The organism is Candidatus Methylomirabilis limnetica (assembly GCF_003044035.1).
GTDB lineage: Bacteria > Methylomirabilota > Methylomirabilia > Methylomirabilales > Methylomirabilaceae > Methylomirabilis > Methylomirabilis limnetica.
The window spans coordinates 155,382-170,148 of the sequence record NZ_NVQC01000017.1; the positions used below are offsets into that span (position 1 = coordinate 155,382).

15 protein-coding genes are annotated in these 14,767 nt (G+C 59.4%); 2 read left to right on the top strand and 13 right to left on the bottom strand.

Annotated elements, in window-relative coordinates; all coding sequences use genetic code 11:
* Positions 1-379 precede the first annotated feature (379 nt).
* Positions 380-595 (bottom strand): UXX-star selenoprotein family 1, encoded by a 216-nt coding sequence (uxx1, locus tag CLG94_RS13770; protein ID WP_107562028.1) that lies wholly within the window; start codon positions 593-595, stop codon positions 380-382.
* Between the two features lie 41 nt (positions 596-636).
* Entirely contained in the window at positions 637-984 is a 348-nt protein-coding gene (locus CLG94_RS06050) for a hypothetical protein (RefSeq protein ID WP_133174651.1), read from the bottom strand.
* Positions 985-1,142: 158 nt separating this feature from the next.
* Here CLG94_RS06050 and CLG94_RS06055 point away from each other — a divergent pair, with 158 nt between their 5' ends.
* A complete protein-coding gene (locus tag CLG94_RS06055; RefSeq protein ID WP_107561959.1) occupies positions 1,143-1,799 on the top strand; it encodes an LOG family protein in 657 nt (218 codons plus the stop codon).
* 57 nt (positions 1,800-1,856) lie between these two features.
* Positions 1,857-2,516: an endonuclease III domain-containing protein gene (locus tag CLG94_RS06060; RefSeq protein WP_107561960.1), complete on the top strand. Its 660-nt coding sequence runs from the start codon at positions 1,857-1,859 to the stop codon at positions 2,514-2,516.
* A 2-nt stretch (positions 2,517-2,518) separates the two neighbouring features.
* Here the strand turns inward: CLG94_RS06060 and CLG94_RS06065 are convergent, their stop codons facing one another.
* The 11 genes from CLG94_RS06065 to CLG94_RS06115 all read right to left on the bottom strand — a co-directional run bounded on the left by CLG94_RS06065 (position 2,519) and on the right by CLG94_RS06115 (position 14,337).
* On the bottom strand, positions 2,519-2,941 hold the full coding sequence (locus CLG94_RS06065; RefSeq protein WP_107561961.1) for an archease: 423 nt from the start codon (positions 2,939-2,941) through the stop codon (positions 2,519-2,521).
* 141 nt (positions 2,942-3,082) lie between these two features.
* Complete coding sequence (locus CLG94_RS06070; RefSeq protein WP_107561962.1) at positions 3,083-4,315, bottom strand: ABC transporter permease; 1,233 nt, start codon at positions 4,313-4,315, stop codon at positions 3,083-3,085.
* A gap of 6 nt (positions 4,316-4,321) precedes the next feature.
* Positions 4,322-5,065, bottom strand: coding sequence for an ABC transporter ATP-binding protein (locus CLG94_RS06075; protein ID WP_107561963.1), 744 nt, complete (start codon positions 5,063-5,065; stop codon positions 4,322-4,324).
* A 9-nt stretch (positions 5,066-5,074) separates the two neighbouring features.
* Positions 5,075-6,502 carry an efflux RND transporter periplasmic adaptor subunit gene (locus CLG94_RS06080; protein ID WP_161954053.1) on the bottom strand — a complete coding sequence of 476 codons (1,428 nt, stop codon included), beginning with the start codon at positions 6,500-6,502 and terminating at the stop codon, positions 5,075-5,077.
* Positions 6,503-6,507: 5 nt separating this feature from the next.
* A complete protein-coding gene (locus CLG94_RS06085) occupies positions 6,508-8,133 on the bottom strand; it encodes a TolC family protein (RefSeq protein ID WP_107561965.1) in 1,626 nt (541 codons plus the stop codon).
* Positions 8,134-8,282: 149 nt separating this feature from the next.
* Positions 8,283-8,711, bottom strand: coding sequence for a hypothetical protein (locus CLG94_RS06090; protein ID WP_133174652.1), 429 nt, complete (start codon positions 8,709-8,711; stop codon positions 8,283-8,285).
* 22 nt (positions 8,712-8,733) lie between these two features.
* Positions 8,734-9,252: a hypothetical protein gene (locus CLG94_RS06095; protein ID WP_107561967.1), complete on the bottom strand. Its 519-nt coding sequence runs from the start codon at positions 9,250-9,252 to the stop codon at positions 8,734-8,736.
* Positions 9,249-9,899, bottom strand: coding sequence for an RNA polymerase sigma factor (locus CLG94_RS06100; RefSeq protein WP_107561968.1), 651 nt, complete (start codon positions 9,897-9,899; stop codon positions 9,249-9,251). The genes CLG94_RS06095 and CLG94_RS06100 overlap by 4 nt, the downstream gene beginning before the upstream one ends.
* A 134-nt stretch (positions 9,900-10,033) precedes the next feature.
* Positions 10,034-11,491, bottom strand: a complete 1,458-nt coding sequence (locus CLG94_RS06105; protein WP_107561969.1) for an FAD-binding oxidoreductase — start codon at positions 11,489-11,491, stop codon at positions 10,034-10,036.
* Positions 11,492-11,532: 41 nt separating this feature from the next.
* On the bottom strand, positions 11,533-12,894 hold the full coding sequence (locus CLG94_RS06110) for an FAD-binding oxidoreductase (protein WP_107561970.1): 1,362 nt from the start codon (positions 12,892-12,894) through the stop codon (positions 11,533-11,535).
* A gap of 75 nt (positions 12,895-12,969) precedes the next feature.
* On the bottom strand, positions 12,970-14,337 hold the full coding sequence (locus CLG94_RS06115) for an aspartate aminotransferase family protein (protein ID WP_161954054.1): 1,368 nt from the start codon (positions 14,335-14,337) through the stop codon (positions 12,970-12,972).
* Positions 14,338-14,767: the final 430 nt, after the last annotated feature.

Consider the following 14,767-nt stretch of genomic DNA (forward strand, 5'->3'; position numbering starts at 1 on the left):
TATCGGCAGCAATGTGTGATAGGTCTTTAACATGACGTAGTCGAATGTGCTGCAGATTTATTCGATGGATGACTTCTCATTGATGTAGGATCTTCCGGGGCAAGTCCATGCGGTCCGGGTCGAGTTGGACGGGAGCGGAAGGGGAGGGTCCAGGAAATCCGGAAGGGTAAGTGCACTGCGCATCTGTCTACTACGGGGGTGTCGGAACCCGGAGCTAGCAGTTTATCCCCACCAGATTAACAGCTTTACAAGGTACTGCATCATGACCATGGAGACTGCAAGCAGGACTAACCCTAAGACTATACTGAGGCTGCGACGCGTTTCAAATTTCATAGCTCTTCCTCACTTACGCCAACGACCGTTGGCGCCTCTAGACTGCTCAGGTCCCGCCAAACCCGATGGTCACTTTGCCCTTCTCGATGATGACGGGAACCTCGCGCGAACCCTTCGAAACCTCCAACATCTGCGCCAGAGCCTTTGGGTCGTTCTTGACGTTGAGGTAGGTGAACGGGACGTTTCGCTTGGCGTACTCCTCCCGAGCCGCCGAGGTGTAGGGTCAGGTATCCTTTCCGTAAATGACGACCGCCGCCTCCATCTGCATCCTCCACTCTCTTCATTTCGTCTGATTTCTGCGTGTTAGACCCGCGTCATGGCCCGGTCAGCTTCTGTGGTCAACCGCTCGTATTCAAGCTTGATGTCGCGCATCTGCGGGTAGAGTTCCTGAATCTTCTCGTGGGGAAGCGGGATGGTCCGGCCCAGTTCAGTCAGCCGCTCCCCAACCAGCCGAGCCTGCCTGATGACCTCGAACGTCTTTCTGGCCGGCGGGGTCAGCGTCGCCACCTCCAGGAGGGCAAACATCCCGTCTTCATCTCGTGCCTGGTATAGCTCGTCCAACCGCTGCGCCTGGGTCTCGGTGGGGCCGCTTTCCCTCAGGGCATGCAGTACCTTCATCCGGTCGATTCGATAGCGAATATCGAGCATCATCTCTCCTTATGCGTACGCTCTGATCATTTATCAGGTGTGATCTTACCACACCTTGCGCCTTGGCGCCAAAGCTTGAACGTACGGGGTCACTATCTCACCATGATTTGGTGTGTTACAATCACAAGCTAAGGCATGATGAAGGAGGAAACGGACTCGGTATGAAATTTCCATTTGTTACTGACCGACTGGCTGCGCAAGACATCCGAATGATCTTCCGCGTCGTGGCGGAGTTCGTTGATGGGCTGGAGACGCTCGCCACGATTCCGCCGGCCGTCTCTGTCTTCGGATCGACGCATACAGGACGAGATGATCCCGCCTACGCGATGGCAGAGCAGATCGGCCGTTTGTTGGCTCAGCACGGGTATGCCGTCATCACCGGCGGTGGCCCTGGAGCCATGGAGGCGGCTAACAAAGGCGCCTACGAGGTGGGCGGCGTGTCGGTCGGCCTGAACATCGAGCTCCCCCAGCAGCAGGAACCTAACCGATACCTGACCAACCTTGTGAATTTCCAGCACTTCTTTGTCCGAAAGGTCATGTTCGTGAAACACTCCATCGCTTTCGTCATCCTGCCGGGTGGCTATGGCACGCTGGACGAGATGTTCGAGTCGATCACGCTGATCCAGACTAGGAAGATCAAGCCGTTCCCAGTCATTCTGGTAGGCAATGACTACTGGCGAGGCTTACACGAGTGGCTCCGCGATCCCGTCATGAACGAAGGGAAGATCACGCCGAACGACCTCGCAACGCTCAAGATTGCCCATAACCCTGAAGAGGTCATCCAACTCATCAAGGATTCTTCGACCTTCGGACTCTAAACCACATAGCCCTCCCTTTTCATCAGCGTCCAGGCCGATATCCTACAGGATGGGAGTATGATCACTAACAGGCAGATTGGTACTATGTTGCAGGCTGTTCGCCGAGCAATCTCCGTCTGGGAGCCCGCCGTCGTAGGCAAGATCGCCGAGGAGTCCCGCGACCCGTTTCGGGTCCTGATCTCTTGCATCCTGAGCCAACAGACCAAGGATCCCGTCACTGGTGAAGCCTCGGAGCGGCTGTATCGGCTTGCCGATCGGGCTGACACGATGCTCGCGATCAGTGAGCTGCAGATCGCTCGGGCAATCTACCCGGTCAGTTTCTACAAAACCAAGGCCCGAACCATCCAGGAGGTCTGCCGAGTCCTGCTAACCCAATTCAGTGGGCGCGTCCCCGATACCATCGAGGCGCTCCTCAGCCTCAATGGGGTTGGCCGGAAGACCGCTAACCTTGTCGTGACGGTTGGTTACAGAAAGCTGGGGATCTGCGTCGATACGCATGTCCATAGGATCTCGAATCGCTGGGGTTACGTCAGCACCAAAACCCCCGACCACACCGAGATGGCCCTCCGGCAGAAACTGCCAAAGCGGCACTGGATCTATTACAACGACCTGCTGGTCCCGTTCGGTCAGAACCTCTGCCGACCGATTTCTCCCTTTTGTAGTCGCTGTCCAATCGAACGCTGGTGCGCCAAGGTCGGCGTAGCGGTGCATCGCTAAGGCTACACATCAAAGACCACCCGGGCTCGCCAGTGATCGCCGTCCTTTTGACATTCGAGGAGGTGATAGGTCGCGGCCTTGACCACGCCCTTGAACCGATGCCGCCCCGCCTCTGCCGGCTCCCCCGTCAACTCTCCACTCGCGTGCCCGCCTTCGACCGCTATTATTCGTACGTCTGAGGGGGCCCATTCTTCCGTTTCGCAGCGGTATAAGAGCTCGTTCAACCAGGCAACCAGCAGAGACGGTAGATCTCCTCCCCGCGCCTCAAGAGGAAGGAGGCCGGTAGAGCGCACTGTTCCGGAATCAACCATCAGCGCAAACATCCCTCTGGAGGCGTTAGCGAAAAGCTCCTCCAGAGTCTCGCCCCATGCCATGATCCCGACATCCGCCGTCGTCCCGAATGACTCAAACCCCGGATCGTTCATTGCACCTCGGGCAGTCACAAGGACGGGCAGCCACAAGGGCTGCCCCTACTTCGGACTCCGCACCAAACCCTCCCTAACCCCCCTTTGATAAAGGGGGTAGCGGGGGGATTTACCTCACACCGGGCGCAGCAAGCAGCGCCCCTACTCATATCGTAGCGCCTCAATCGGGTCGAGGAAGGCGGCCTTGCGGGCCGGGTAGTAGCCGAAACAAATCCCCACCAACGCCGAGAACGCAAAAGCCATCAGGACGGCGCCTCCGCTAATCTGGGTAGACCACATTGCGAAGTATGAGATCAGAACCGAAACCGAGAGGCCTAGCGCAATCCCGACCAGGCCACCGATGAGCGATAAGGTGACCGCCTCGACGAGGAACTGCGTCAGGATATCGTGCGCCTTGGCGCCTACCGCCAACCGCAGTCCGATCTCCCGCGTTCGCTCCGTCACGGACACCAGCATGATGTTCATGATGCCGATCCCGCCTACCACCAGCGAGACCGAGGCGATGGCGCCCAGTAGGATCGACATCACCCGGGCCGCCTGCTCCTGGGCGCCAAACACCTCCACAAGGTTCCGCACGGTGAAGTCGTTATCCTCCTCCGGCTGCAGGCGGTGCCGCTGCCGGAGGAGGGCCACAACCTGTTCTTCAGCCTCCCGCATTACCATCGGGCCGCGAGCCTGCACCACGATCGCCCCCACTGCCCTGGCATTAGCCTGGCTCACTCCAAGCACCTTCCTCTTGGCCGTGGAGATGGGAATCAGGATGACATCATCCTGATCTTGTCCCCAGGCTGACTGGCCCTTTGGAGACAGGCTCCCGAGGACGGTGAACGGTACCTTCTTGATCCGGATGATCTGTCCGACGGGGTCGGTCCCGCCGAACAGATTCTTCACTATTGTATCGCCGACAAGCGCCACCTTCGCCGCCCCGTCCACATCCTGCCAGGTGAACGGACGACCATTGAGGACCCGAAAATCGCGGATCTCCAGGTATTCCGGCGTAACCCCCTGGATTACCGTAGACCAGTTGTCGTTCCCAAGTACGACCTGTCCAGTTCCACGTACACTGGATGCCGTCAACGCCACCGCCGGGCACTCGCCGGCAATCGCCTTGGCGTCATCTTCCGACAATGTCATGACCGACCCGGCCCCCACGCGTATCCCGCCGCTGGTCGCGCTGCCAGACAGGACGATTATCACGTTGCTGCCGATGCTTCGGATCTGCTCCTGGATTTGGGCAGTGGCCCCCGAGCCTACAGCCACCGTAGCGATCACAGCAGCCACTCCAATAATGATCCCAAGCATGGTGAGGGCCGATCGAAGTCGATTAACCCGGAGCGCCCTCAAGGCGATCCTGACATTGGCCAAGATATTCATAGACGGCTACTCTGCCTCGTCTGCCGGGCGCTGCTGCAACTCCTGGAGCGCTGTTCTTGGCCGCTCAACCGCCTCATCCCGCAGCAGCCGGCCATCTTTGAAGAATAGTACGCGCCCGGCGTAGGTCGCGATGTCCGACTCATGGGTCACCAGGACGATGGTGATCCCAGCTTCCCTGTTCAGCCGCTGGAAAATCGCCATAATCTCGGAACTGGTCTGCGAATCGAGATTGCCAGTGGGCTCATCAGCCAGGATGATCTGCGGCTCGTTGACAAGGGCCCGCGCGATCGCCACTCGCTGCTGCTGACCGCCCGAAAGCTGGTTCGGATGATGTTCTTTCCGATCTTCAAGGCCAACCGTTCGGAGGGCGTTGAGCGCTCTGACCCGGCGGTCGCGGACCGCAGCACCATTATACAGGAGTGGGAGTTCCACGTTCGCTACGGCGCTGGTCCTGGCCAGGAGGTTAAAGGTCTGAAAGACGAAGCCGATCTTCTTATTTCGGATTTCGGCAAGCTCATCTCGATTGAGCTGACCCACGCTGACGCCGTCAAGCCGGTAGCTTCCGGATGTTGGCTTGTCCAGGCATCCCAGGATGTTCATCAAGGTGGACTTGCCGGACCCGGAGGCACCCATGATCGCTACACACTCCCCTCGTTCAATTCGGAAGGAGACCCCTCTTAATGCCTGGACGGTGACATCGCCCAGCCGATAGTTCTTGACCAAACTGTCGACCTCGATGAGAGCTGCCATGACTCTACCCTAGAACCTCGGCCCGCGCTGGCCAAACGGCTGGGCCTGTGGGGCCGCTGTGGACCCGATCCCTGTGAGCACTCCTTGCCCTTCCTTGAGGTCGCCTTCGATCATCTCACTAAAACTGCCATCGGTGATTCCCAGCTTCACCGTGACCGACCGCGGCTTACTATCCTCACCCAGAACCCAGATGGTCTGATCCCTCTCAGCCTTCCGGATGCCGAGGAAATCCGGCGTCCCTTTCCCTGTCGGAAATCTCTGTGGAGTCTGGACCGACGCCTCTCCTCCTTGCTTCGGTTGCTCCTTCAGGTCGGGGGGCCTAAACCGCATGGCAGCACTGGGAATCTTCAGCACATTCTCCCGGCTGTCCACCAGGATCTTGACATTCGCCGTCATCCCTGGAAAGAGTTTAAAATCAAGATTGGCAACCCCAATCACGGCATCGTAGGTGATCACGTTCTGGATGTTCATTGGAGCCTGCCGGATCTGGATCACCTTTCCCCTGAAGATCTCACCCGGGAAGGCATCCACGGTGAAGGCGGCGTCCTGCCCTACTCGAACACGCCCGATGTCGGCCTCATCCACGTTTGTGTCCACCTGCATCTTGGTCAGGTCCTGTGCGATCAGGAAAAGGGTCGGGGCGGATAGGCTCGCTGCTACCGTCTGCCCGACATCTACGCTCCGCGAGACCACGGTTCCGTCCACCGGCGCCCGGATATAGGTATGATCGAGATCGATCTGCGCCTGCCTCAGGGCGGCCTCGCTCTGTTTCACCTGTGCCTCGGCCGACGCGATTTGAGCTATAGCTACTTCGTGCTGGGCCTGGGTGGCGCGAAGAGAAAACTGCGCAGCCTGCTCCTGGGCTTTCGCAGCCTCGAGGGCCGCAATATTGGAATCGTAGGTCGCCTGCGCCGAATCGCGCTCCTCAGCAGAGATGCCGCCCTCCTTGAAGAGGTTGATCCGGCTCTTGAGCTTGATCTGGGCGTCCAGGACGGCAACCTTAGCCCTGGCCACATTCGCTTTCGCGACTTCCAGCGAAGCATTTGCGCTGGCGATATCGGCCTCGGTTTTCTGGAGCATCGCCCGCGTGTTGAGTACGGCCGCCCGAACGTTGTCCAGATTGCCCTTGGCCTGGTTCACCTTGGCTTCAAAGATCTCCGGATCGATTCTGGCCACGAGTTGCCCTTTCTTGACCTTGGTATTGAAGTCGGCATGGAGTTCCTTGATGTTCCCGGAGACCTGACTGCCGACCTGAACGGTGACTACGGCGTTGGGATTTCCGGTAGCCGAAATAGTTGCCTCAATGTCGCCCCGCTCAACCTTGGCCGTCCGGTACTCGACTCGTTTCTGGCCTCGCAGGTACGCCCAGCCACCCAGGCCGGAAAGCGCGACCAAACCAATGACAACCAACAGCACCTTCGCTTTTGGCATTTTCATGGGCATCACAGCTCGAGCTGATTCTTTTCGAGGATAGTGCCTTTCTGAAGATCGAGATTGGCCAAGTCCTGATTATAGGTTGTGATCGCCTGGATCTCGCTGGCCTGGGCTACCGCCAGGTCTCGCTGAAACGAGAGGACGTTAAAGGTGGTCGTGACGCCGGCCTCGAGCCGCTTTTGCTCAACCCGGAGCTGCTCCTCCGCCAGCGCCCGCGCCGCCCTGGTGGCCTCTACGCGCCGGACATCGGCATCGATTCGCCGGACCGCCTCCCGAACCTGAGAGATAATCTGACGCTTAAGATTCAGCAGGCTCGCTCCAGCCTGATCGTGGCTGAGCCTTGCCTGAGTAAATGCCGACCTGGCAGAGCGGTTGCCTAACGGGTACGTCAGGACCATGGCTGCCGACCATTGCGTAAAGTCGCCCGAGGTCAATCGATCCAGATCGCCGCCGGCGCTGCTGTTAAGGCCGTTGAGGCCGACATTACCCTGCAATTGGAGGCTGGGCAGCAACTGATTCCGCTTGACCCGCAGATCGAGATCGCTGTTCTGCAGCGTGAGCTTTGCTGCGGCGTACTCTGGCCGCTTCTCTAAGGCCTCCTGGATGCTGGCGTCGGTATTCATCGGCGCCACCTCAAAGGGTAGCGTGTCAGCCGGAAGAACCGTCCTGGCCCAGATTCGCTCACCGTCAGGGAAGTTAACGATGAGCTTGAGTTGATCTTCGGCGTCTTTGACCGCCTTCTCGGCCAGGATGACATCTTGGACCCGGGCTGCCGCCTGGGCCTCAGCCTGAGTTACCTCTACCGGGGCCGCGACACCGGCCCGCACCCGCGCCCTATTGAGATCCTCCAGCTCCCTGGCCAGGCGCAGCGAGCGCCTCTGAACCTCCAGGTTCTCAATCGCAAACACCAAACTCCAGTAGGTGCTGTGAACGCTGGTGATCACCTGGTTCGCCTGCTGACGGAACTGCGTCACCGAGATTGCCTGATTATTCCTGGCGATCTTGATGGGGGCCGTGTTCACATCGACGCCGAAGTTCTTGAGGAGATCCTGCGTAATGCTTAAGTTAAGGAACGTCTTGTACGAGGGGTTGAACCCTTGCGGGGGTTGAGCAAAAGCCGAGTTGGTATCAAACCGGTTATTGGTCAAGCTCAACGTGTAGCTGGCACCGAAGGGCAGCTTCTGAGTGAGAGAGGTATTGACATCGCGGTTTTCAATTTCGCTGACCTGTGTCCCCTGAAGAACGTTAAATGTAGGCGTGACTGTCCGGTTCGCATCGAGGGTGAGGGAGAAGGTCGGATCAAAGATGGCCTTTGCGATAGCGATGTCCTCGGATTTGATCTTTGGGCTGAAGCTAGTGATGGCGATATCGAGGTTGTTCTTCAGGGCCAGCAGGACGGCCTCGCGCAGGGAAAGGCGAAGGTCACCCACCTCTGTTAGCTCGGTCCGGCTCGATTCCGCTTGGGGCGCCGACTGAACGACCAGGCGCCTCAGATCGTCAGACACCTCTACGCGACTCCGCGCAAACGAGGGGGAAAGGCTGTCCTCCGCCCCCGCCACGACAGCAGGCAGAACAGTCAGCAACATCACCGACATCATCGTCCACGGGCAAACCTTGCGCTGCAACGCCGTCATGCTACCTCCTTGAAAAACAGGGTATAGGGTGTAGGGTGTAGGGTTTAGAACTCACATGCCAACCTTTTTTATACCCTATACCCGTTTCCCTTTCCCCTATACCCCATACCCTCGTCTTTTACCCTATACCCTATACCCTCTACCCTATCCTACGGCTTGCGCTCCGACGCTTTCGATTGAGAGGCTGCCGCTTCCTCCGCCCGACGCTCCTCGTCCCACCGCTTGACAAACGCATCGAAGCGGGGCTGCTGCTCGGCATTCAGGATCGAGCGAATCCGCTGACGCGCCCGCTGTCTCACCTCCTCGAACTGCGGCTGAAGACGCCTGCGCAACGTCAGAAACTCCTCGCGCGTCTCATCCAGCGCCGCGTTCAACGCGCCCACATGCTCCGGCTGGATCCGCACCGCCTCCGTCAACTCTCGGACGTAACGCTCCCGATTGAATCTCCCGGTCCACACAGCTTGGCTCGCCGGATCGACCCGGTGCAGGTATGCCGACCAACTCAGGGCGCCCGCCGCGACACCCAAAAGAAAGACTATGAGAAAGGCGAGTCCAACCTTAGCGCGCGTCTCAATCATCTGATTCACCCTATTTTCTCTCTTACCTCAAGCCCTGCACGTCATCCTGCCTCAACACGAACGCCAGCATCTGGTCCCGACTGGGCTGCCCGACCACCCCCGGAAGGTTCACTTCCTCCAGGGAAAAGGCATACATGTCCGTTCCGCCCCGCACCTGAACCGGAAGCGACGAGCGCGACGCTCCCAAGAGCCTGCCCCGGACTCGATCCGGGGAGAGCGTCACCCCGACGAGCAGCAGGACTCCCATGGCCAGCGCCGGGATCAATCGTCTCGCGAATCCCCAGGCATGAAGCAGGCTCGTATCGGGCTGGTTGATCTCTCGCTCTGCCAATCGCGCTCGCAAGCGCGGGTAAAAGGCGGGTCCGGGTTCGATCTCTTCGCGCAAGGTCTGAAACAGCGCCGACGACAGGTTGGCGATCTTCATCGCCTCACCGCACGTAGGGCAACTCTTCAGGTGAAGCGCGAGATCCTTATCATCTGCAGAGGGGTGACCTTCCCCGCCTTTGCCCTTCAACAGTGTCGTTGCCTCGTGACAAGTCATTCGCCCCTCCCTTCACGATGTACTGCCTCTTCTTCCTGACGGATCAGGCTCTGACACCACGCCTGCATTACCCGTCTCGCCCGCCATAGACGGACCTTCGCGGCCGCCCTGGTGCAGCCGAGCGTGCTGGCGATCTCCGCGATCTCAAGCCCGTGAACCTCCCGCAATGTGATGACCAGTCGGTCCTTTGGCGCAAGGCCAGCCAGCGCCCGCTCTGCGAGATCTCTGGCCGCAACCTGGTCTCCAAGTGACGGATGCCCCTTATCGGCCAGGAGGTGCATGAAATCACGCTCACCCTCCCCCATGTCGGTAAAGGTAATCTCGGCGTGTCGACGGATTTTCCGGAGGTGATCGTAACAGGTGTTGACGGTGATCCGACGAAGCCATGGCCCGAATGGGGCCCCCGGTCGAAACCGCCCGATAGCCAGGTACGCTTTCAGAAAGACATCCTGGGCCAGGTCTTCTACGTCCTGCTTCCGCCGGAGAAAGCTACCAATAATGGCACACACATGCCGGTCATAGAGCCTGAGTAGGGCCTCGAAGGCTTGCTGGTCGCCATCCTGCGCCCGCTGGATGAGATGGGCTTCTCTCTCTGAAGCCTCTCGCCATCCCTCAGCAGGCTCCTGGTCTTTCCTCCTGTCGTTCATAAATACGTATGGTGAGCCCGTCCGGTTACCAGGTATGGGGAAAGGGTCTGGGGTGTGGGGTGTAGGGTCTGGGGATACAAGGCATGGGTTTTTCTTTACACCCTACACCCTGAACCCTATACCCTGTCTTTCCTTCAGTAGCGCTGGGCGAGGCCCTCCCGCTCAACACGGTGTGGCCGATAGGCAACATTGGCCTCACTACAGGATTTGGTAGTGGGTAAGAGCTTGCCGGGGTTACACCGCGAAGAGGGGTCGAAGGCCACCCGAACTCTCCGCATCGCCTCGAGATCGTCCGGGCTATACATGAGCGGAACGAAGTCAATCTTCTCCATCCCGATCCCATGCTCCCCCGTGATGCTCCCGCCGACGGACAGACAGAGTCTCATGATCTCCGCCCCAGCCGCAATAGCCTTCTGCAGCTCTCCTTCCCTGCGGGAATCAAAGCAGATCAGGGGATGGAGGTTCCCATCACCCGCGTGGAAGACATTTGCGATCACAAAAGAGTTGCGCTCCGCAATCGCCTCGACCTCCCTGAGTACCTGCGGAAGTTTGGTCCGAGGGATCACGCCATCCTGCAGGTAGAATTCGTGGGTAATCCGGCCTACGGCTGCGACCGCACCCTTCCGTCCCCTCCAGAGGAGGGTCCGCTCCTGCTCATCCTTAGCGATGCGAAGGTCAAGGACATCATGCTGGGCGCAAATCCGCTCAATCCCCTTCGCCTGGGCCTCGATCTCCGCAGCCGGCCCATCCAGCTCGATCAGTAGCACCGCGCCGGCGCCTTCATGGTAGCCGATATGTAACCACGCCTCAAGCGCCTTAATGATATGACGATCCATCATCTCCAGGGCTGAGGGGATAATGCCTGTGGCAATGATCTCCGATACCACTTCGCTGGCTGCGTCGATGGTGCGGAATGAGGCCAGCAGCGTCTTTACGGCATCGGCCTGGCGCAGGAGGCGGACGGTCACCTTCGTGGCGATCCCCAAGGTCCCTTCCGATCCGACAAAGAGGCCGGTAAGGTCATAGCCAGGACAGTCCAGCGTCTTCCCGCCAACCTGCACAATCTCTCCCGATGCCAGGACCAGCTCCAGCCCGAGAATATGCATCGCCGTGGTGCCATACTTGAGGCAGTGGGGGCCTCCGGAGTTCTCCGCCACGTTGCCGCCAATACTGGAGACGGCTTGACTCGCAGGATCCGGGGCAAAGTAATACCCACGATCAACAACGGCCTGAGTCAGGGTAAGATTCACCAGGCCCGGCTCTACTACCGCTCGCTGATTGGCAAGATCGATCTCCAGGATCCCGTTCATGCGGTTCAGCCCGACGATGACCCCGCCCTGAATCGCAATGGCGCCACCCGATAGCCCGGTGCCCGCTCCACGCGGCAGGAAGGGAAGCTGCTCCCTGTCACAGAACCTCACCACCTCGGCCACCTGCTCTGTGCTGTCTGGAAGGACCACAACATCAGGCAGCGCCTTCCCCTGGTACGTCATCCCATCGCACTCGTACACGGTCAACTCGTCCGGGTCGGAGATGACCCACTCGCGGCCCACGATTGCTGCCAGTTCCTCCCCGATCCTTCGCTTATCCATGCTTACCTATACCCTATCCCCTAAACCCTATACCCTGTCTTTCAGATTCCTCCCACGAAACGACCAGGGTTGAGGAGCCCTTGGGGGTCGAATTGTTGCTTCAATTTCTGCATCAGGAATAGAGCGTTTCCGACCGGACCCCACACATCGATACTGGCCTTGATCGCTGGCCGAGCCGACAGGATCACCAGGCTTCCACCATCGCGTAGGACCCATCTCCGAAGCTCCTCAACCCCCTTCGCGATGGCGGCCGGATCTTTCTCCGGCGAACCCGTCTCATCTCTCCAATACAGCCGGACGATCCCGCAGCCGGCATCAGAGACGGCGGCCGACTCCAGGCCGAGATCGCGGCCAAGCGCTTCAGCGCGATGAATGGTCTCAAGGACCTTTGTCAGCGGGACACTCGCCTTCAGCATCGTCCAACTCCGGCCATCGCCGCTCGCTGACGGAAAGTCGCAGATGGCTCTCCACACGCTTTCTTGCGCGCTCCCCTCTACGAGGAATCCAGCCACGGCCCCCTCCTGGTGACAGAGCTTCCTGATGGCCGAGATCTGGGTATCCACCGCCTCGGATATACTTCCCACTGACACAGCCACCGCGACAGTGTCCGCCGGAAGAGCACAGCCGGCCTGCCTGCCAACCGATTGCGCCGCAAAGGACGAGAGGAGTTCGACCCTTGCGCAGACGATGGTTGAGTGGAGGATCTGAGCTACCGCACACGCAGCCGCCTCACCCGTCAGGAACGTCGCTATCCAGGTTCGCTCCACGGCCGGCAGTGGATAGAGCCTCAAGGTGGCCTCGAGAATAATCCCAAGAGTCCCTAGCGAGCCGACGTAGAGTTTGTTCATGTCGTACCCGCTGACGCTCTTGACCACCTTCGCGCCGCCCTTCGTGAGAGTGCCATCGGCATGGACAACGCGAATCCCGATGACCATGTCGCGGGCGGTCCCATACCGATGCCGCCACGGGCCGCTCGAATTGGTGGCGAGGATACCCCCGATCGTTACCTGCTCGCAGCACGCCGGATCGAAGGGCAGAAACTGACCGCTGCGATGGAGAGACGTCTGAGCCTCGCGAAGCAGCATCCCGGCCTGAAAGGTCGCCGTAAGATCGCCCGGTTCGTAATCGATGATCTGATTGAGCCGCTTTAGCCCAACAACCAGATCGACCCTCGCAGGGATGCCCCCAAGGCCGATCTTCGTTCCGCTCCCCCACGGCACAACCGAAAGTCGCTCGGAGGATGCGAGCCTCATGACCTCGGAGAGCGAGGCCGCATCCGCAGGAAAGACAACCGCCCTTGGAGCCTTGTCATCCACGGCGTATGGGGCACAGAACTCCGCCGCTACAACATGGTCAGCCCCGACAATGCCAGCCAGCCGCTCTCGCAGGCTTTCAAAGTTCATGGTTCATAAATCCCCCCAACCCCCCTTTGGTAAAGGGGGGCGAGGGGGGATTTTGTGACTCGTCAACTGTCAACCCTACAGCACACCCTCGTCCTGCATCAGGCGGAGCGCAGCCTCGAAGGCTCGGATCGTCTTCTCGATGTCCTCATCCGAGTGCGCTGCCGAGACCCACCCGTGGAAGAGGGGGAAATCGACGCCGTGCAGGATCAGTGCGCACCGTAGCCGGTGATAGGCCTCCTGGTTCGGATGGTTCATGAGGAGGTGGTGGTCAGACTTGCATGAGGGTCGGTCGGGGACAAGGCCATGACGATGAGGCCCGAGGAAGAGGTTGACGATTGAAGATTCACCGTAGACACAGGCATCCACCCCAAGTGCCTTGATGACCTCGGTAAGCCCGTTCCGTAACGTCTGTCCTGCACGATCGACTTCGATCTGGACTTGGCCGTCAGCCAGAAGCGAGAGTGTCGCCAGGCCGGCCGCCGCTGAGAGCGGATTCGCGTTGAAGGTCCCGGCATGGCTCACCCGCTCTTCCCGGTTCCATACCGGATCGTCCCTGAAGGCCAACTGGTCCATCAGAGGGGCGCTACCGACTACGGCCCCACCAGGGAGCCCCCCGGCCAGGATCTTGGCCAGCGTGGTCAGGTCTGCGTAAATCCCATACCTCTGCTGCGCGCCACCAGGGGCCAAACGGAATCCGCTAATCACCTCGTCGAAGATGAGAACCACGCCCTGGGCATGGGTAAATTCCCGGAGCCGGGTCAGGAAGTCGTGGTCGGTAGGGATCGTGCCGCAACTGCCACCCCCAGGCTCCAGGATTACACCGGCGATATCGTCCCTGCCTGAGGCCAGAGTCATGAAAGCATCCCAGTCGTTCGGTGGGCAAATGAGGATCTCATCAAGGACGCCTTGCGGCACGCCGGCGGAAACAGGCCGGCCAAAGGGCGGACGGACCGCGACCACCGCATAGTCGTGCCATCCGTGAAAGTGGCCCTCGAACTTGACGATCTTGCCCCTGCCCGTTGCAGCCCGAGCGAGCCGGATCGCCAGAAGCGTCGCCTCAGTCCCCGAGCCGACGAAGCGAATTCGATCGACCCAGGGGGTAAGCTTCAGCACCTGCTCGGCCCACCGAACCTCCAGTTCGTGACAGGCGCCGTAGTGGGTCCCGCGGTCAAGCTGCTCGGCAATGGCTCCTCGAACAGCCGGGTGCCCATGGCCAAGGATAAGCGCCCCATGTCCCACCCAGTAGTCGATTAACTCGTGACCATCGACGTCCCACTTACTAGATCCTTGGGCCCGATCCACGTAGATGGGGAAGGGATGCAGGTGCCGGATGTCATGGGTCAGGCCTCCGGCAATGGTCACCTTGGCTCGACGGAACAGAACCTCCGAACGAGGATGTATCCGGCGAAACTGCTCGTAGATTGATACCCCGCTCTTCTTCAAGCCGTTATCTCCTTCACTATAGCCTGCATAGCAGTTTTGAGTTTCGAGTCTGAAGTAAAGATTTCTCCACCCCGAAACTCGGCTCGGAGAACGTACCATGCCGTCATTTCACTGTCAACGCGGCCTCGCGTACCGCGATAGCTCGCGCTGCGCTGCCCATATGGCTTCACGGGCCGCCTGCTTAACGGTCGATAGTTGCCTCATGTAAATGTAATAAGTGTAACCTATTGTAAATACAGTGTTTTTTAACCAACAAATGATTATTTTCCCAAGCCCACAAATGACTTGACAGTCGTGATGGAGTGGGCTAAAAGAGACGTCTCCTTAACAACGTCATGCGGGTAATTGCACATGAGACACGGTTTCCCACAGCCACCTTATCTGTCGAACTCGTCACGCGTCGGGGACGATGGGCCTCTTCATGAGGCGC